The following is a 17,338-nucleotide window of genomic DNA, read 5'->3' as shown; positions in this document are numbered from 1 at the left end:
TTTGCAGGGAAGCCAATTTTTTTTTAGCCATGAATACTACAGAAACCAGCCGGGTAAAGGTGGTTGTCGATGGTGAAGAAGGTGAACAAACCCTGAAATCACTACAGGCGGAAGCCAAGGAAATTAACGCTGAATTACGCCGGATGAAAGACGCCGGCGAAGTCGGGTCGGAAGCCTGGAAGGATCTGAAGAACCGCCAGGCAGACGTCAACGCTGAACTCAAATCCTTCAAACAGAACATCGACATCAATGACGCGTCGATGGCCGAACTAACGGCCCGTAGTCGGCAACTTCAGGGCGAGCTCAAGAACCTGAAGACTGGATCGGAAGAATGGATCGCCAAGATGGACGAAATCGCCAAGGTCGATGCCAAAATGGTAGAAGTACGGGAAGAAATGACCCGCCTGAAGAAAGAAGCCCAGGAGAATTCCGAAGCATATCAGGAATTGCAACGCCGCCAGGCGGAAGTCAACGAGCAGATGACGGCCATGGTTCGGAATATCGATCTCAATGACGCGTCGATGAACCAGCTTCAGGCCAAATCCAAGCTACTCAATGACGAACTGAAGGACTTAACGGTCGGCTCTGATGCCTGGATCGCCAAGATGAACGAGATCGCCACCGTCGACGCGAAAATCGCGGACGTGGGCGAAGAGATGGCCCGCGTCAAAAAAGAGACGCTGGAAGGATCTGAGGCGTATCAGGAATTGCAACGCCGCCAGGCGGAAGTCAACGAGCAGATGACGGCCATGGTTAGAAACATCGATCTCAATGACGCGTCGATGAATCAGCTTCAGGCCAAATCTAAGCTACTCAATGACGAACTAAAGGATCTGAAAGTCGGCTCTGATGCCTGGATCGATAAGATGAAAGAGATCGATCAGGTCGAACGCCGGATTGATGAAGTGGGCGAAGAGATGGACGAGCTACGCGATAAAAACGACGACAATGCTTTGTCCTGGAAACGCGTAAAAGAAGCCGCTATCGGCACGTTTGCCGCCTTCAGCCTGGAAGACATCATTCAAGAGGTAATCAGTTTCGGAAAAGAGGCAGTGACGTCGGCCGCCGAAATGTCGGACGCGATGTCGGACATCGAGAAAGCGACTGATATGACCAGCCAGGAAGTCGAAGGACTGGTCGAAAATATTCGCAAGATCGATACCCGTACGGCCGTCGAAGATCTGAACGACATCGCCGTCGTGGCAGGTCAGTTAGGTATTGCAAAGAACGAGGTTCTGGGTTTCGTGGAATCGGTTGACCGGGCGGTCGTCGCCCTGGGAGATGAGTTCAGCGGCGGGGCTGAAGAAGTGGCCAGCAAAATTGGGGCTTTACAGAAGCTTTTCAAGGAAACGAAAGACCTGGAAGCCGGCAAGGCAATTAACGACATTGGGTCGGCCCTGAACGCCCTGGGGGCGGCCGGATCAGCTACGGCCCCAGTCGTCGCCGACTTCGCAACTCGAATGGGTCAGCTGGGAGATTTGTCGCCCCAAATAAGCCAAACACTAGGTCTGGGGGCCGCTTTCCAAGAAATGGGATTGACGGCTGAAATTGCGGCAAGTGGTCTTTCTAATATTTTAGGTAACGCGGCAAAGGATACGGCTGGATTTGCTAAGCAGATCGGTATTACTGAAGTCGAATTTAAAAAGATGATTAACTCATCGCCTAACGATGTTATTCTGAAATTGGCCGCCTCACTTAAAGGAATGCCCGTCGAAGAAGTAACCCAACGTATGGCAGGCTTAGGAATTAGAAGTGACGAAGCTAGGAAGGTAATGTCACTGCTGAAGGATCAAACCGACCAGGTTACTAAGTACCAAAAACTGGCCGCTGAAGAAATGAAGAAAGGCACCAGTTTGACCGACGAGTTCAACAAAAAAAACACGAACGCGGCGGCCGAATTGGCTAAGATGGGCAAGCAATTGAAGGACGCCAGTACGTCTTTCGGTCAACTTCTCTTACCCGTAGTTCTCAAAGTTGGCCAGGCGTTAATCGCCTTCGTGAATACAATCGCCAGTATTCCAAAATTCTTAAACGACAACAAAGCCTCCCTTGCTCTTTTGACCGTGGGCCTAGTTACGTTCAACGCTCAGGCTATCGCCGCCGCCGCCGCTTCGCTGGCCGTTGCCGCCGCCGAAAAAGGACGGGCTATCGCCACTAGTGCAATGACAGTTGCACAAAATGCCTTGAATGTGGCAATGAAAGCTAACCCAATAGGGCTAGTAATTTCGGCCATTGCCGCCCTGGCCGCCGGGCTGATGTATCTCTACGATCATTCGCAGACGGTACGGGCTTCAGTATCGGGGTTATGGAATGCCCTTCAGGTGGGTTTAGGGGTACTCAAGGACTTTTGGAATGCCCTGAAGAACATGAATTTTGCCGAAGCCGCGAACATCTGGGCTTCTGGTGGAACGAAAGTCGCTCAGGCATTCGGGGATGGTTACAAAAACAAAATCAAGAGCGAACAAGCCGCTATCGAAGGCGACCACAAAGCCCACGTCGATAAAAAAGTAAACGCTTCGAAAAAAGGGGCTGATGATGCCGCCGGCCACCAGAAAACCGCCAATAAAGGGGCACTCGATGCCATGTCGGGCGATAATTCTACTTTCCAGTCGAAGGAGGAAAAGAAAGCGGCCGACCATGCCAAAAAAGTTGCTGACGAGCATAAAAAAGCGAACGAATCAGCCCTGAAGGCCATCGAGGATATGAAGGTCAGAGCGATCAAAAACGACCTTGAACGCGAAATCGCCCAGGCTAATCTAAAGTACGAACGCGAAATCGAAGAAGTCCGCAAATCAGTCGCCAGTGCGAAGAATAAAAAGCAGCAGATCGAACTACTCGAGGCAGAACAACTGGCTACGGTGGCCAAACTCAAGGCCGACGCTCAGGCTAAACAAGACCAGATGACCGAACGCTGGCTGGAAGATGAGTTCGTCAAGAAGGTTAAAAAGGCCCAGCAATTCGCCAATGACGAAATACGCATCGCCCGCGAAACGATCACTGACAAAGAAAAGCTGGCTCAAGTTGAAGCCAAAATTAACAAGTGGTTAAGCGACGAAATCGACGCGATCCGTAAGGATAAAGACGAAAAAGATGCCGATAGTCGGGCCAAAACCGAAAAGGAAGAATCGGCCCAGCGGCTTCGGAAAATCAAGGCCGAAAAGGATCTCTTCGATACTCAGTTTCAGGAAGCCAGTGCCAACGCGGATATGAACCTGAAGCTGGCCAAAAACAATGCGGATGCAATCTATCAGGCCAAACTCGACAAGTTGAAGGCCGAAAAAGAATATCACACCCAGAAGCTTCAGAAGGAAGCCGAAGAAGAGAAGGAACGCAACAAAACCGCCATTCAAGACAAACAGGAACGGGCCGATGCTGAAAAGGCTATTGACTCGAATCTGAAAACCCAGCTGAAGGCAGTCGACGAAAAGTTTGAAGCTGACAAAACCCAACTAGGGAAAGACCATATCCAGAAGCGAAAAGAGAACATGGAGGGTTATTTCAACGCCCTCGAAGCTTTGGGAAAAGGGGATTTGAATGCGTTTATGGGTTTTCTGGGCGAAAAGCTCAAAAACGACGGGGCGGCCAATCAGAAAATGCTTCAGGACTTCGCTAAAAAAGGTCAGGAAACATTGGCAGTTGCCAGCCAGGTCATCGGTGCGTTGCAACAGGCTAATCAGAAATACCTGGAAAGCCAGTTAGCTAAAATCGAGAAGGAAAAAGCGGCACAAATTAAGTCGTGGGATGCCCAGTATAAGGCCGGTACCATTTCAAAGGAGGAGTACGAAAAAGGAATCGCTGACATCGACGCCGATGCCGACGAGCGGGTAAAACAGGAAAAACTCAAAGCGTTCAAACGCGAACAATCCCTGCAAATTGCGGCGGCCCTGGTTAACGCCGCTCAAGCCGCGTTGAAATCCATGGCCATTATGGGTTTTCCCCTGGGCTTAATTGGGGTTGGCGTATCGGCCGCGATGGCCGCGATTCAGATCGGGATCATCAAAAGCCAGAAACCGCCCAGTTTTGCCAAAGGTGGAACCTCATACGTAAAGAATGCCGGCGTCGTAAAAGGGAGTCGTCACGGATCCGAATACGGGAAAGCCGGAATCAGCATGGTCGACCGGGTGTCTGGGCAAGAGGTTGGGGAAATGGAAGGCGACGAACCATTCATGATTTTGTCTCGAGACACTTACAAAAACAACGGGAGCATAATAGATATGCTTTTGCACTCGAGCTTGCATAGGAACGGGGCGAAGATCTTCGCAAATGGTGGCGTGGGTACCATTCAGGAAACGCCCTATTCACAACAGGGAATGTATTTGTTTGGATCCAAAAAAGCCAAGAAAGCCGCCAGGGAAGCCGAAGCCCAAGCCGCCCAGGCTCAGGCCGACGCCGAAGAGATGCAACGCCAGGCGGAAGCTGATGCCGCCGCCGTCGCGTCGTCCTATTCGGGGGGAGTTCCGGCCGATGGGGTATACGTGCCGGGTTCAGATGGCGACCCTAGTGCGTATGTAGGTACGACAAACGATCAGATTGCGGCTTCGCAAGAAATGATGTCGGCCATTGCTGACAATACCGCCGCAACCGTCGACCAGCTGGTCGCTATTACGGATCTGCTGACGGCCGGTCTGGATGAAAGCAAAGGGCATACGGGCTTACTGAGTCGTATCGCGTCCAAAGACTTGTCAGTTTCGGTTCAGAATGTTGTGAACGTAATGAATCATATTCAAGTCGTTGCCAACGATGCAAACCTGAAATAATGCTCGATATACGCATCGAGGGCCATTCCGTTGAACTAACGCCCGGAATGGCCCTTACCCTCGAAAAATTCAATCCCCTGCTTGACTTTACCACGATTCAGGGGGCACGGGTGTACGGGTTTAATCTACCTGACACGCCGAAGAATCGCCGGATCATGGGTCACTTTTATAACCCCCAAACGGGCTATAAAAACCGTCGCTACACCTGCGAAAAATATGTCGACAGCCAGCTAATCGAACGCGGTTCCGTGAAAATTTACGAAACGACGTCGGCGGGGTGGTCGCTTTACTTTATTCAAAATTTGGGTGAAATCTTTGGCGACCTTCAAACGATCAACCTTTCGGAAATCGATTTTGGTACGCTACCCATTCCAGCAACGCGTCTTACAGAAGCCGTTTGTTTTCCCGCAATCCATAACGCTGGCTTTTACGGGAACCAGGCCGTCGAAGGATTTTCGGGGGTAGTTAACCAGGTCGATTCTTCAGTGGCCAGGGTGCCGATGGTCTTTCTGAACTGGTTACTCGATCAGTTCGGCCAGTTGGTCGGCTGGCGATTCGACGGCGAATATTTTCAGGATCCTATCGCGGCTCAGTTGATCCTGGCTAACCTGTTTTCCCTCGATGAACTGAGCGAAATCAAGGTACAAAACCACTTGCCGGAAATGACCATGGGCGGACTACTCATCGAATTACGCAAGCTTTTGAATTTGTATCTCGACTTCGACGTCCGCCGCCAGATCTGCGGGATTAGTTTCGCCGATGACATTCTGAAAGCACCGACGCTTTTGGACTGGACGGCGAAAGCAAATCTGGTACATACCAAAATACCCGAATCCGTGAATCGTCTGGAGCTATCTTATGAAATCGATTCAAACGACGCCTTACTAAAGCCGATTCCCATGGCGATGGATAAGTATATAACGGCCGAAACAGCCGTAAACGAAGGCGGATCCACCTTGCCCATTAAGTCACGTTTTTCGACGTGCCTGGTGGACCCCGAATCAGGGCTGGCGTTAACGAGTCAGGCAGGTATTTCGCCCCGTAACAAAGACAGCCAGGCAAAGGGAACGCCTAAACTTTTACTGTGGGATGGAGACAAGGCAACGGCCGTAAGTAGTGATAATTCGCTTTTTTGGCATGGACCGAATAGCCTTCCCGCTAGGCGGTGGTCCCAGTTCGAACGCTTCAAAGCGAATACTTTTCTACTTCGCAAAGTATTGTATTTGTCGCCGGCGGATCTGGCCACGTTTTCGTTCAAAAATAAGGTTCACATCAAAGGCGTCAATTACCTGGTTGGAAGCATGAAAGCAACGCTGACGGCCGATCAGAAAATCGTACCCGTCGAAGTAGAACTTTGGAAGGTGTAAACCAAATAAAATTCTACGACATTAAGGGGGAAATAATATTCTGCGATATCAGCTGCAGCCAGGTTCAAATTCAGAATAATATTCGTATTTTAATGGTAGAAAAAATGATCAAATTTTAAAGAACCTTCGATGTCAGACGTACAAATGGCCTTAGCAAAAATGAAGCAGGCCGAAAGATCTTTCAAGCAATCTAAAGCAATTGTGCAGTTTGGAGAGGCGGCTACTTTGGCCGCAAAGTCTATGCGGGATTTAAGCAATGTTCTGCGGCGATTAGGTCGTTATCGTGCAGATTTTTCGCAAGGAAGTTACCAGCGTAAACTGCCCCGAAAGCTAAAGAAAGCTTATATTAAACTAAACGGGCGAAAAGCATACCATCTTAAGTATCGAAAAACTCCGCTATTAAATGGTTATCCGCTCAATTATGCAATTATAGACGAAGGGTTACTTATTGATATAAATTCGCCTGGTGGGTCAGTTTAAGAAGTATAAGTTTGGATAGACCGGATGTTTACTCTTGCTTTGCCCTAAAATCTTTCGATTTAAACGTTAAAGATTAAGGGGGAATAAAAAAATGGGGGGTGTAGTTACACCTCCCATTTTTACTATATGGCTAAATCAGGCGGGGGGAATCCAGACAAATCAAAGTCTTCAGCGTACAATCCCAGATCTCGAAGGTATTCATCTGTTTGTGAGATATTTGAATGACCAGCCTGGTTCTGAATGAGTTTTATGTCTTTCGTCGCCCTATACAATGCAATTACGCCCGTATGCTTCCAGCCGTACAAATCGTAGTTAAACCCGAATAAATCCAGTTCTTTTAATATGGCTACGTGGCGTTTATAAAAGTAGTCAGTACTGACTGGTTTAGGGCCAGGTACGCCATCGACGGTAAAAACGTAGTAATGGGGGGAATAAGACCGGATCCTCAATTCTTGAAAAATAGCTTCAAGCCCCGGCGGTATTTTAACGTGACGCGTATTTGACGTTTTCGCCCGGTCGGCCCACACTGTTATGATATTTTTCTTAATGTCGCTTACCTTCAAAAGGCGGGCTTCCTCATGCGGTCGCATGAAAGTAAAATAGAGCAAATTGACAAAGAACCATAGCTGGTCATCCTGTCTTTTCTCAATACATATTTGTTTGAATTCCTGAACCTGTAGAGCTGTAAAGGGTCGATGCTGACTTGATTTCGTCGGCAGGGTACGTATGTCGACAAACGGGTTTTCACTAATCAGCTTCTTAGTCTTCAAGAAATTGAAGAATGAAGAAATATTATCCCGGTGTTTGTTATGGGTTCGATTGGAATGGCCAGCGTCAATTTTAGACCATTCTGAAAAGCTCGAGGCCAAGCCGCCGTGAAACTCAGATATTTTGATTCGCTGTAACCCTTTTTCTTCTAAAAACTTACTCAGGATCGTCTGAGACTGTTTATAAGTATTATAAGATCGCTCTTTGAGTTCGTACTTTTTAATTCTCAGGTAATAGTCTGACGCTTCTTTGAGCTTGGAGTAAGGGAAAAGGCTTTCAGATTCAACTTTTGGTACGGGCTGAGTTCCTTCGCCTTCATAAGCCCCAGCCTTTAACAGTTTATTGATTTCGCCAATTACCCGTTTTGCTTCTTTTTCCCGTTCGGCAATGGTATCCCCGCCAATAACGACCCGCTTTCTTACTAGCTTGTTTTTTATATCAGACCAGCATTGATAGGCGACTACCCATTGTTTGGCCAAGCGTTCTTTCTCGGTGTCGCCAGACACTTTATAGAGGCTGGCAAGCTTGTACGGGCGAACTATATCTGACATGGATAGTACGTAATGTTTCGCTAATGGAGACAGGATCGAGACATTATTTAGACTTTTGGTAGACATTATGAGGGGGGAGTAAAGAAAAAACCCGTTCAGATTGCTCCAAAACGGGTTTTTGACTGTGACGTTGGGGAGACTCGAACTCCCATGCCGGAACCGGCACTACCCCCTCAAAGTAGCGTGTCTACCAATTCCACCACAACGCCCTTTGTTTAATGTGGTGCAAAAGTATAGATTTTTAGAAGCGAATGCAAGTAGTGTATCGTATTTTTGCAGCAGCATTAGCACCAGTACCCTGCTAGGTGCTGATAATCAAATCCTCTTATTGAAAAATAAATGGCATTAGAAATCGAAGGTATCCTGCAACAAGTGTTGCCCGAAGTAAATGGAACCAGCAAAACAGGTAATCCCTGGGTAAAACAGGATTTCGTAATTGAAACCACGGAAGATCAATATCCGAAAAAAGTAAACTTCTCTCTTTGGGGAGACAAAGTAGCAGATTTCAAACAGTACACAACCGGCGATAAAATCAAGGTTTCTTTTAACCTCGAATCGCGTGAGTATAACGGTCGTTGGTACACTGAAGCCAGAGCCTGGAAAGTGGACCTGGTTGATAATAACGGATTCGTCGGCGGAGTTGGAAATCAATCTTCAGATATTCCTTCTATTCCCGCGTCTCCTCTCCTGCCTTCCGATAACGGCACGGACGATTTACCATTCTAAGTAACCAAAGCGGTAGAGCCTTACTCTACCGCTTTTTGTTTAGATGATTTCCAGCAATTTCTGCACTGCTCGTTGGGTATTTTTTCGAATTCCTACGATGTCGGTTTCCATCATGTAACACGGAGCCGTGACTATTTTCAGTTTCTCATCAACAATGACTTCGTCGATGCCAGCTAATGCGTGCTGCGAACCTACACTTTCAATCCCCCCCGCAAAACCAGAAATATCATAGGGGGAAGCTTCCTCGGTTGTACCTAACGTCAGGAGTGGATGATATTCCGAACCTTCCAGTGCTTTCGCAATGACAACTGGACTCACGCAGAGGGAAGCAATAGCAACTTTATTCTGTACCGCTTTTAAAATAAGCTCTTTTACCTCCGGCAATACCTCAGCAGCCGGACCATTGAAAGCCCAGTTAGACAAATTTTTTGCTGCCCCAAATCCTCCCGGAATCAGAAGGCCATCCAGCTCTTCCAGGTTTAGCTCTTTCAAATCCTTCACCGCCCCCCGTGCAATACGAGCCGATTCGACCAGTACATTCCGCTGCTCGGACATTTCTTCTCCCGTGAGATGATTGATTACATGATGTTGTACCATATTTGGAGCATAACACTGATAATCAGCTCCCAATTCTTTAATGGCAAGTAAAGCTAAGGTCGCTTCGTGGATTTCCGTTCCATCGTATACACCCGATCCGTGCAGAATAACTCCAATCTTCTTCATGATTATTCTTTGGTTAGTGCTGCAAAGAAAAGATCAATTCATGAAGACAAAAATTAAAATACAGGTAATCTTTCCTAACTATTATCCATCTATTCAATCATTAATTTCTTCAAACTTTATCCATTAACAAGCCAGACTCAGCTTATTGATCAATGCTTAATTTTCCCGAAAATCTGTATTATTCATTTAATAAATATTAATTCCTATTCATTATAAAATTGGAATTTATTCAATCACAGGCTTTTGTTGATACATTAATTTGTGTCCTTACCAGTAATCTTAATAGAAGACGGCAAGGATATTACTATATCTTTTACTTATATAAATAAGACTCATTAGAGGGCCGATTATTCTAAAATTATTTAGATACTTTATATGAATAGAAACCTAATTAATTAAGTCATATACCTTAAATTCGGCGGTTTTAAATTATAAGATTTTTCACCTATGAAGTATTTTTCTATTTTCCTTCTTAGTATTTTCTCACTAACTACTTTTGCTCAGGTTGGCATCGGTACTTCCACCCCTCATTCGAGTGCTCAACTGGAGATTTCTTCCCCTAACAAAGGTTTGTTAATCCCACGGATTACAAAGCAAAACAGACCCGGAAGCCCTGGAAAAGACACCGCAGTGGCTGGTTTGATGATCTACCAAATAGATCAGGATTCGGGCTTCTATGTATATGATGGAAAGAATTGGGATCGTATGGTTCGTTCCAGTGAAGTGCCTAACAACTCGTATTTGTATGCCTGGGACAATCGGCAAGGATACGTTTTAGACTATAACAACTACAAAACTTCCAATACCAATCGTTTGAATTTAGCCGTAGCTCAGAATAAAGGTTCGGCGTATCCCGTCGCTGTGCTCTTTCCTACCTACACTTCTTCGCCTGATATCAAAGCTAATTATAGTTCTGTTAGTCATGCTTATTATTCATTTCAGGTCAATAATGCAGGCTATTACCAACTTACGTTTTCTATTACTCCCGATCAAACACCCCTGGGGCTGTATTTTGCCCTGATATACATCGATAACAATCCTCTTGCCGAGTCTGGAGTATATTCTGTTAAACCCAATTATACGGTAAATTCTACTTCTATTGCTTATATACCTGCTGGAGCTATCGTAGAATTAAAGCTTACCCCTCCCCTCTCACTTCCCAATACTATTCACATTGCTGAAGGAACGCAAGGCGTTAAATTATATCTCCAACGTTTACGATAACTTCTTATAAATTAGCGATTTATAAGAACAGGCTATGGATTTAAACGTAATAGAATCAGGGAAACGCAACACTGGCACGGTTTTTTTACAATTCGAGTAACGAATTTATCAGCATGATCAACCTGTTCAATTATGACTACATCGCCTACTACTCAAACCGCCCTGCCTACTTACTTTGAACAAAAATATAATCAGGCATTCAAGGATTTATTGAATCGTCAATCGCTGTCGTCTGAATTGGATTCTCACCTGGATGAAACCATTTCTTTGCATTCACTCCATCCGGTAAATATTACCCAAACTCCCAAAATTGAGCCCGCTCACACTACCACTATGAAGGTACGGAGTACGTATGGAACCGTTCAGGAATTTGAGGTACCTCATTATAAAGTTACTTACTCTTGCTCCGGTGATCCTGAGTTATTGGTTTCTATCCCTTCCGACACCAGCTTGAACCCTGATGCCGTTTTTCTAAATACGAAGAATCGTCACCTGGGTTTTGTTATCCCACTGGAAACGGAAGACGAATCCTTGGCGAAGTCTCAGATTGATGAGTATTTTATGGATGCCTTTAAAAATATACTTCACATCAATTTTCAGATTGAAGCCTATAACCAGAGCTTAAGAGCTCGATTAAAACGAGACCTGGCTAACTGGAAAAACAAACACAAAAAGCCCGTCATTAACGACTAGTGTCTGCTCTAGTAAAAAAACCTTCCATAAAAATGGAAGGTTTTTTTATGCCCTATCGCTTCGTCTAACATGCCTCTACTTCATCAGATTCCGCCATCTTTTCCCCTGTTGATAAGCAACAGGCATAACAACCAACGGCATACCTATTCCATTAAAAGTAACTCCGCCAATGAATATACATAGACTATACGTATATTTATGCTTTGTAAACACTTGTATTTTTTAAACCCTATCTGGTTTCCGGGTAGGGTTTTTCATTGGTTATCTCTATCGACGTACTTAATCAATGTTCATCCCATTAGTCCTGATTTTCAATTGGTTTCAAAACCATTGGCCCTCTATGCTTATGGTTCAATAGCTGAATTTACCTTATAACTAATTAATCATATCGTGTAATTATTACTAGATTTTAGGGAGACTAAACTAATCATTCGTATTTTTGTAACTTAAATTGAAAAAGGATTAGTATAAACCTCATCGGCCTTGCTGATGAGGTTTTTTCATAAATAACAAGCACAACCTGAATTTACCTTTTAATAAATTCGTTACCTCTTCAACCATTTTTTACTTTTAAACCTTACATTTATTAGAGTGATGTATAGATAAGGTACTTATTTATATCTCGCGATTAGGCCCAATTGCTTAGTTTCTTATGTTAGATTTTGTTGCTATAGATTTTGAGAATGCCAATAATGCCAGATCCAGTGCTTGTTCTTTAGGCATTACCATTGTGAAAGACGGAAAAATACAGGAAACGAAATACTGGTTAATTAAGCCTTATCCCTTCGAAATGGGGTTTTTCCAGCAACGTGTTCATAAAATTGAATTAGCTACGCTCGAAAACGAACTTACCTTCGATGAGTTATGGTCCGAGATACGCCCATATCTTGAAAATCAGACCATTCTTGCCCATAATGCTTCTTACGATTTGAACCTGTTGCGTGGCCTTGTCGATCATTACGGGCTGACTATTGGAAACCTGCAATACGCCTGCACCGTTGACATGGCTAAGGTTACCTGGCCCAACGAGCCTAAACACTCACTGGGGTATCTCGCCTATTATAATCAAATCAAGTTTGTGCATCACCGGGCCGATGATGATGCCCGCGTATGTGCTATGCTAGCCCTTCGTATGGCAGAACTTCATCAGGCAGAAGATCTGGATGATCTGATTTATAAAACCAAAATCAGCAAGCGTAATCTGGACGGCAGTTTTGCCCGACTCACGCCCCGGCCCCGTCGCAAAGCTAAACCGGCCACGGTCATTCCGAATTTGTACCAAATCCCCAGTCCTGACCATCATCTGTTTGGAAAGCTGGTAGTTTTCACGGGAGATCTTGAAACGTTTAGTCGCGAAGAAGCCCAGCATCTAGTGATTCAGAAGGGAGGCGTTGCGGCGAAAAACATTTCACCTCAAACGCATTATGTGGTAGTAGGGAAACAAAATGCCTTATTGGTCGGAGAAGACCTGAAATCCACAAAAATGCGTCGAGCAGAAGAATTTATCAATCGAGGGTTTCCGCTGGTTGTATTAACCGAAGAAGAGTTCTTAACCTTGATTCAGTAAATCTATTTTCTGAATTCCCAGCTTTTGTCTATTACGGTTGAATGCTGCATGGTATTAAACAAATCTTTATCATCCGTAAAAGTCAGTTTTTCTACCTGATAACTCTCGATTTCAACCGTAAATTTCTGTTTCTGAAAAGGCCAGGGTTCTACGCCAATGGTACCATTCTTGCGTTGAAAAACGTAAGAACATTCTCCATCGGGACTTTTGCTTATTTCCAGCCGACGTTCATCCACGGGTAACTGATTCTGACATAGAATCAAGGATAATGCATCGCACCACTGCAAAAATGCGTACGCATACGTAACCTCATCCTTACCTACGTGGTAATGGTTACGCCATTTTTCCTGTAATCGGGTTTGTTCGTTGAGTAACTGGTCCAGTTCAGACGATTGGGTTCGTTTGGGTTCGTAGAGGAACGAAATGTGCATGGAAGTCATCAGAGCATTCCAGCGGCTTTTCTCCAGACCAATCTGAATGACATTAATGCATTGCGGAACTGAATACTGAATCATCTCAAAGTTGAGCGGTGCTCCTGCATCCGTGAGGTGATTTCGGTCCTCCCAGGGTTCCTGGCCATCATCATGTTCGGTTAAAGCCACCAAAGTTTCAATCCAGCGAACGGGACGCTTGTTTACTTTCCACTGCATAGCCAATTGTAACGCCAGCATGCCATGAGCCTGCTGATGAATTACTTCCCAACCATAAGGAGCCGGTAATACAATCATAAAATAGGTCGATAATTTAGGGAACATGCGTAAAAAACAATACCCGCCCCTTCTCAGGAGCGGGTATTGTTTCGTAATAATGAAGTCTAATTCTCTAATTTCTGGAGATACTCTATAGCTGCATTACCCACAAATTTCCGACCCTCATTGTTGGTATTCAACCACTCAGCGGGTGGAAATAAGTCAAATAAACCTACTTTAAATAAGGTAGGAATAGCAGCTTTTAACTCATGCTGTATTTTCTCACTTTTTGAAAGATTGTACAGATTGATGTTATGCAGTAACGTGGCAATCGTTCCCGTCTGGACGGTGGTTCCATCTTTCAATTGAACCGTTGGCAGGCTTTCTCCTTGAGCTAGTATTTTTTGATTAATACGAGCTAATTCATCGATGTTTTCAACATGCTCGCTCATGGCATTTCAGGTTTAGTTAGTGGAAAATAGTTGGTAATGATTCAATCCATTCCTGTAGAATTATCTCCCTATTCTAAAAAGCAAGTCCAGCACATTTAAGTGCATTACCCGTACAGCAGAGCCCGATCTACTTCTTTGATAATAAATTCAAAATCTTCTGTTCTATTCAGGTAATCTAAGTTATTGACATCCAGGATCAAAAGCTTTCCATCCGTATAATTACGAATAAAATCTTCGTAATGATTGTTCAAATCTGTGAGGTAATCGACACTCATATTTAATTCGAAATCGCGTCCCCTTTTCTGAATTTGTCCCAATAATTTGGGTAAATCAGCTTTCAGGTAAATCATCAGATCGGGCGGTTTTACCACATCCATCATCGTTTGAAAAAGCGAGAAATACGTCTCATAATCCACCTGACTCATGTATCCTGAATGATACAGATTGCGGGCAAAAATGTGAGCATCCTCATAAATCGTACGATCCTGAATGATACGTTTGGTAGATTCCATGATTCGCCGGGCCTGATCAAAACGGCTTCGCAAAAAATAGATTTGTAAATGGAAAGCCCAACGTCCCATATCTCCGTAAAAATCAGCGAGATATGGGTTATTCTCTACGGCTTCATAAAAAACTTCCCAACCAAAATGTTCGGCCAACATTCGGGCAAGTGTGGTTTTTCCGGCTCCAATATTTCCGGTTACAGCAATGTGCATCTGGGAAAGAAGTAAAAAATTAAATTCATGTGGTGAACTTCTGACGAAGGTAGGAAGCAACCATCCGGGGTATCGAGTAGTTCAAAATTCAGCAAAAAAAAGTGGATTTTTTAGTTTTGAACCGCGTCTTTAAGGACCTTCTAATCTTGTCTATCTCAAAATACCTTACCTTTGCAGTTGAATGATCCACGTTACAGGTGGCTTCAAATTACTTTATGAAACCGTACCAAATCCTGCTTTATTACCTCTATACGCCCATCGAGGATACCCTGGCGTATCGGGAAGAACACCATCGTTTTTGTCTGGAGAATAATCTGTTAGGCCGCGTTATCGTCGCTCCCGAAGGACTGAACGGAACCGTTTCCGGCCTCGTTGAAGATTGTCAGAAGTACATGGACTGGCTGCATGCCGATCCTCGTTTTCAGGCAATTCAGTTTAAAATTGAGAGTCACGATCAGCACGCTTTTCACAAGCTTCATGTACGGGTTAAAGAGGAAATTGTAAATTCTGATTTACCCGTAGACCCTTTGAAGGAAACCGGAATTCATCTGGAGCCGAATGAATTCAAGGAGTTACTGAACGATCCTGACGTAGTGCTGGTCGATATGCGTTCGAACTACGAGCACAACGTCGGCAAGTTCAAAGGGGCCATTACGTTTGACATGGAAAACCTCCGCGAACTCCCCGATCACGTGGCTGAAATTGAGCATCTGAAAGGTTCCGGTAAGAAGATCATCACGTACTGTACGGGTGGTATTAAATGCGAAAAAGCTTCGGCGTATTTATTACATCAGGGTTTCGAAAATGTGTATCAGCTTCATGGCGGCATTATCCGGTATGGACTGGAAGAAGGAGGCGAGAACTTTGACGGCGAATGTTACGTCTTTGACGGTCGGGTAACCACCAGCGTGAATAACGTAAACCCGAATGTGATTTCGACTTGTCACCTCTGCGGAACGACCACGAGCCGAATGGTGAATTGTGCAAACCCAGAGTGTAATGAACACCTGCCCATTTGCGAAAATTGCGGATGGGAAATGGACGGGGCCTGTTCGGAGGCCTGTAAGGCACACCCTCGCAAACGCCCCTACAATGGCGTTGGCTATTATCCTAAAAAGACGGAAGAGTATACCCCAACCATGGGCTTTAAAAGTGCCCTGGGTAGCTTTAAGCCGGAAAAAATATAAGTGATAGATCCGGGGAAATAATTTTCCCGGATCATTTCATTACCACAGGTTTTTACGCATAACGTAATCGTTCATCCAGTAGCCATTTCCAATGTAATTATCCTCCTCCCGAACCATTTCAAAACCCAGTTTTTCGTAAAACTGACGGGCCGAATTGCTTCGATTGACGTTTAATTCCAGGTATCTGCCTCCGGCCTGAACGGCTTGTTTTGAAACCTCATCCAGTAACTGCCGCCCATACCCCCGGCCCTGGCTGATCGGTAAAAAGTAGATTTTATGGAGTTTCACAATACCCCCTTCTTTGGGCTCAAAAGCAGCAAAACCCATCGCGATGTTTTCTTCTTTTGCCAGTAGAAATACCGTATGACCCTCCATAGTTTGATGTAAGGTTTCAGAGCTATACATCCAGTCCAGCATAAAGCGGGATTGTTCTTCTGAAAGAATATGCCCGTAGGTGGGCTTCCAGGCAGTAAAGGCAATGTCCTGAATAACAGGAATATCCGAAGGCTGGGCAAGGGAGATTTGAAGCATGACTAGGGGCTGATTAATACTTATTTCTGCCTCTAAATTACATATTGAAATGGGTTATCCTAACTTGGAAATGACCCGCTTAACTAGTTTTATGTCCGACAAAAAACCAATTATTCTCGTCACCAACGACGACGATATTACCGCCAAAGGCATTAGTGTACTGGCTGAGGCCATGCAGGAATTAGGAGAAGTTATCGTCATTGCTCCCGATCGTCCCCAATCGGGTCAGGGCCATGCGATTACGATTAACCATCCGATTCGTATTAAAAAAGCCCGTTTTTTTGAAAATGCTGCGGTAGCCTATGAAACTACTGGCACCCCGGCGGACTGCGTCAAAATGGGAAAACACCTCGTTCTGAAAGATCGCAAGCCCGATTTGGTTGTGAGTGGTATTAATCACGGAAGTAATACTGCCATTAGCATTTTATATTCGGGAACCATGTCGGCGGCGATGGAAGCCGCGATTGAAGGAATTCCAGCGATTGGATTTTCTCTGGCGAATTACCATCCCGAAGCCGACTTTTCTCACACCGTGGAAGCCATCCAAACGATTGCTCGTCAGGTGCTGGAAAAAGGCTTACCCAAGCATGTAGCCCTGAATGTGAACTTTCCCGCGAAATCTGAAGAGCCCCTAAAGGGTATTAAAGTGTGCCGTCAGGCAGATGCTCGCTACATGGAAAGTTTCCAGCAACGCGAAGACCCTTACGGTCGTCCTTATTACTGGCTGGATGGGGATTTCGTTAATTTTGATGAAGGAACCGATACCGACGAGTGGGCTTTGGCTAATAACTATGCCTCCGTCGTTCCCTGCAAATGCGATTTAACGGCTTATTCAACCATGGAAGCCTTGAAATCCTGGGATTTATAAGCGTTTGAGAAAGTTAGCGTCTGCTTGATGGCTTTTGAC

15 protein-coding genes and 1 tRNA gene are annotated in these 17,338 nt (G+C 45.0%); 9 read left to right on the top strand and 7 right to left on the bottom strand.

Annotated features, from left to right (window positions below):
• Window positions 1-29: 29 nt before the first annotated feature.
• The 3 genes from QE390_RS17095 (at window position 30) to QE390_RS17085 (ending at window position 6,604) form a co-directional block, all read left to right on the top strand.
• Window positions 30-4,757 carry a hypothetical protein gene (locus tag QE390_RS17095; protein WP_307143037.1) on the top strand — a complete coding sequence of 1,576 codons (4,728 nt, stop codon included), beginning with the start codon at window positions 30-32 and terminating at the stop codon, window positions 4,755-4,757.
• The gene (locus QE390_RS17090; protein ID WP_307143036.1) at window positions 4,757-6,124 is read left to right on the top strand and encodes a hypothetical protein; all 1,368 of its coding nucleotides are present in this window, start codon (window positions 4,757-4,759) and stop codon (window positions 6,122-6,124) included. The genes QE390_RS17095 and QE390_RS17090 overlap by 1 nt, the downstream gene beginning before the upstream one ends.
• A gap of 129 nt (window positions 6,125-6,253) precedes the next feature.
• Entirely contained in the window at window positions 6,254-6,604 is a 351-nt protein-coding gene (locus tag QE390_RS17085) for a hypothetical protein (protein ID WP_307143035.1), read from the top strand.
• Window positions 6,605-6,726: 122 nt separating this feature from the next.
• Here the strand turns inward: QE390_RS17085 and QE390_RS17080 are convergent, their stop codons facing one another.
• Window positions 6,727-7,923 (bottom strand): site-specific integrase, encoded by a 1,197-nt coding sequence (locus QE390_RS17080; RefSeq protein WP_307143034.1) that lies wholly within the window; start codon window positions 7,921-7,923, stop codon window positions 6,727-6,729.
• A 125-nt stretch (window positions 7,924-8,048) separates the two neighbouring features.
• Window positions 8,049-8,132: transfer RNA gene (locus tag QE390_RS17075), tRNA-Leu, on the bottom strand.
• 130 nt (window positions 8,133-8,262) lie between these two features.
• Between QE390_RS17075 and QE390_RS17070 the strand changes: the two genes are divergently transcribed.
• Entirely contained in the window at window positions 8,263-8,649 is a 387-nt protein-coding gene (locus QE390_RS17070) for a DUF3127 domain-containing protein (RefSeq protein ID WP_307143033.1), read from the top strand.
• Between the two features lie 39 nt (window positions 8,650-8,688).
• On the opposite strand, the gene elbB is transcribed toward QE390_RS17070, so the two are convergent.
• Complete coding sequence (gene elbB, locus QE390_RS17065; RefSeq protein WP_307143032.1) at window positions 8,689-9,372, bottom strand: isoprenoid biosynthesis glyoxalase ElbB; 684 nt, start codon at window positions 9,370-9,372, stop codon at window positions 8,689-8,691.
• Window positions 9,373-9,819: 447 nt separating this feature from the next.
• Here elbB and QE390_RS17060 point away from each other — a divergent pair, with 447 nt between their 5' ends.
• The 3 genes from QE390_RS17060 (at window position 9,820) to QE390_RS17050 (ending at window position 12,856) form a co-directional block, all read left to right on the top strand.
• The gene (locus QE390_RS17060; protein WP_307143031.1) at window positions 9,820-10,596 is read left to right on the top strand and encodes a hypothetical protein; all 777 of its coding nucleotides are present in this window, start codon (window positions 9,820-9,822) and stop codon (window positions 10,594-10,596) included.
• Window positions 10,597-10,728: 132 nt separating this feature from the next.
• Window positions 10,729-11,289, top strand: a complete 561-nt coding sequence (locus QE390_RS17055; protein WP_307143030.1) for a hypothetical protein — start codon at window positions 10,729-10,731, stop codon at window positions 11,287-11,289.
• A gap of 652 nt (window positions 11,290-11,941) precedes the next feature.
• Window positions 11,942-12,856 (top strand): exonuclease domain-containing protein, encoded by a 915-nt coding sequence (locus QE390_RS17050; protein ID WP_307143029.1) that lies wholly within the window; start codon window positions 11,942-11,944, stop codon window positions 12,854-12,856.
• A gap of 2 nt (window positions 12,857-12,858) precedes the next feature.
• On the opposite strand, the gene QE390_RS17045 is transcribed toward QE390_RS17050, so the two are convergent.
• From QE390_RS17045 to QE390_RS17035, 3 genes are all read right to left on the bottom strand, one after another.
• On the bottom strand, window positions 12,859-13,584 hold the full coding sequence (locus tag QE390_RS17045) for a DUF3891 family protein (protein WP_307143028.1): 726 nt from the start codon (window positions 13,582-13,584) through the stop codon (window positions 12,859-12,861).
• A gap of 86 nt (window positions 13,585-13,670) precedes the next feature.
• Window positions 13,671-13,997, bottom strand: coding sequence for a hypothetical protein (locus QE390_RS17040; protein WP_106634786.1), 327 nt, complete (start codon window positions 13,995-13,997; stop codon window positions 13,671-13,673).
• A 104-nt stretch (window positions 13,998-14,101) separates the two neighbouring features.
• Entirely contained in the window at window positions 14,102-14,713 is a 612-nt protein-coding gene (locus QE390_RS17035) for a deoxynucleoside kinase (protein ID WP_106634787.1), read from the bottom strand.
• 215 nt (window positions 14,714-14,928) lie between these two features.
• Here QE390_RS17035 and QE390_RS17030 point away from each other — a divergent pair, with 215 nt between their 5' ends.
• Window positions 14,929-15,900 (top strand): rhodanese-related sulfurtransferase, encoded by a 972-nt coding sequence (locus tag QE390_RS17030; protein WP_307143027.1) that lies wholly within the window; start codon window positions 14,929-14,931, stop codon window positions 15,898-15,900.
• A 39-nt stretch (window positions 15,901-15,939) separates the two neighbouring features.
• On the opposite strand, the gene QE390_RS17025 is transcribed toward QE390_RS17030, so the two are convergent.
• Window positions 15,940-16,431, bottom strand: a complete 492-nt coding sequence (locus tag QE390_RS17025) for a GNAT family N-acetyltransferase (protein WP_307143026.1) — start codon at window positions 16,429-16,431, stop codon at window positions 15,940-15,942.
• Window positions 16,432-16,522: 91 nt separating this feature from the next.
• Here QE390_RS17025 and surE point away from each other — a divergent pair, with 91 nt between their 5' ends.
• On the top strand, window positions 16,523-17,299 hold the full coding sequence (surE, locus tag QE390_RS17020; RefSeq protein ID WP_307143025.1) for a 5'/3'-nucleotidase SurE: 777 nt from the start codon (window positions 16,523-16,525) through the stop codon (window positions 17,297-17,299).
• The last annotated feature ends 39 nt before the right edge of the window (window positions 17,300-17,338 follow it).

The sequence above is a fragment of the Siphonobacter sp. SORGH_AS_1065 genome (genome assembly GCF_030818595.1).
Classification (GTDB): domain Bacteria; phylum Bacteroidota; class Bacteroidia; order Cytophagales; family Spirosomataceae; genus Siphonobacter.
This window is presented reverse-complemented; position numbering and strand designations above follow the sequence as displayed.

Bases quoted from the DNA above. Each gene is read 5' to 3' on its own strand.
- QE390_RS17095 (WP_307143037.1), top strand. From the start codon at position 30: ATGAATACTACAGAAACCAGCCGGGTAAAGGTGGTTGTCGATGGTGAA.
- QE390_RS17090 (WP_307143036.1), top strand. From the start codon at position 4,757: ATGCTCGATATACGCATCGAGGGCCATTCCGTTGAACTAACGCCCGGA.
- QE390_RS17085 (WP_307143035.1), top strand. From the start codon at position 6,254: ATGTCAGACGTACAAATGGCCTTAGCAAAAATGAAGCAGGCCGAAAGA.
- QE390_RS17080 (WP_307143034.1), bottom strand. From the start codon at position 7,923: ATGTCAGATATAGTTCGCCCGTACAAGCTTGCCAGCCTCTATAAAGTG.
- QE390_RS17070 (WP_307143033.1), top strand. From the start codon at position 8,263: ATGGCATTAGAAATCGAAGGTATCCTGCAACAAGTGTTGCCCGAAGTA.
- elbB (WP_307143032.1), bottom strand. From the start codon at position 9,372: ATGAAGAAGATTGGAGTTATTCTGCACGGATCGGGTGTATACGATGGA.
- QE390_RS17060 (WP_307143031.1), top strand. From the start codon at position 9,820: ATGAAGTATTTTTCTATTTTCCTTCTTAGTATTTTCTCACTAACTACT.
- QE390_RS17055 (WP_307143030.1), top strand. From the start codon at position 10,729: ATGACTACATCGCCTACTACTCAAACCGCCCTGCCTACTTACTTTGAA.
- QE390_RS17050 (WP_307143029.1), top strand. From the start codon at position 11,942: ATGTTAGATTTTGTTGCTATAGATTTTGAGAATGCCAATAATGCCAGA.
- QE390_RS17045 (WP_307143028.1), bottom strand. From the start codon at position 13,584: ATGATTGTATTACCGGCTCCTTATGGTTGGGAAGTAATTCATCAGCAG.
- QE390_RS17040 (WP_106634786.1), bottom strand. From the start codon at position 13,997: ATGAGCGAGCATGTTGAAAACATCGATGAATTAGCTCGTATTAATCAA.
- QE390_RS17035 (WP_106634787.1), bottom strand. From the start codon at position 14,713: ATGCACATTGCTGTAACCGGAAATATTGGAGCCGGAAAAACCACACTT.
- QE390_RS17030 (WP_307143027.1), top strand. From the start codon at position 14,929: ATGAAACCGTACCAAATCCTGCTTTATTACCTCTATACGCCCATCGAG.
- QE390_RS17025 (WP_307143026.1), bottom strand. From the start codon at position 16,431: ATGCTTCAAATCTCCCTTGCCCAGCCTTCGGATATTCCTGTTATTCAG.
- surE (WP_307143025.1), top strand. From the start codon at position 16,523: ATGTCCGACAAAAAACCAATTATTCTCGTCACCAACGACGACGATATT.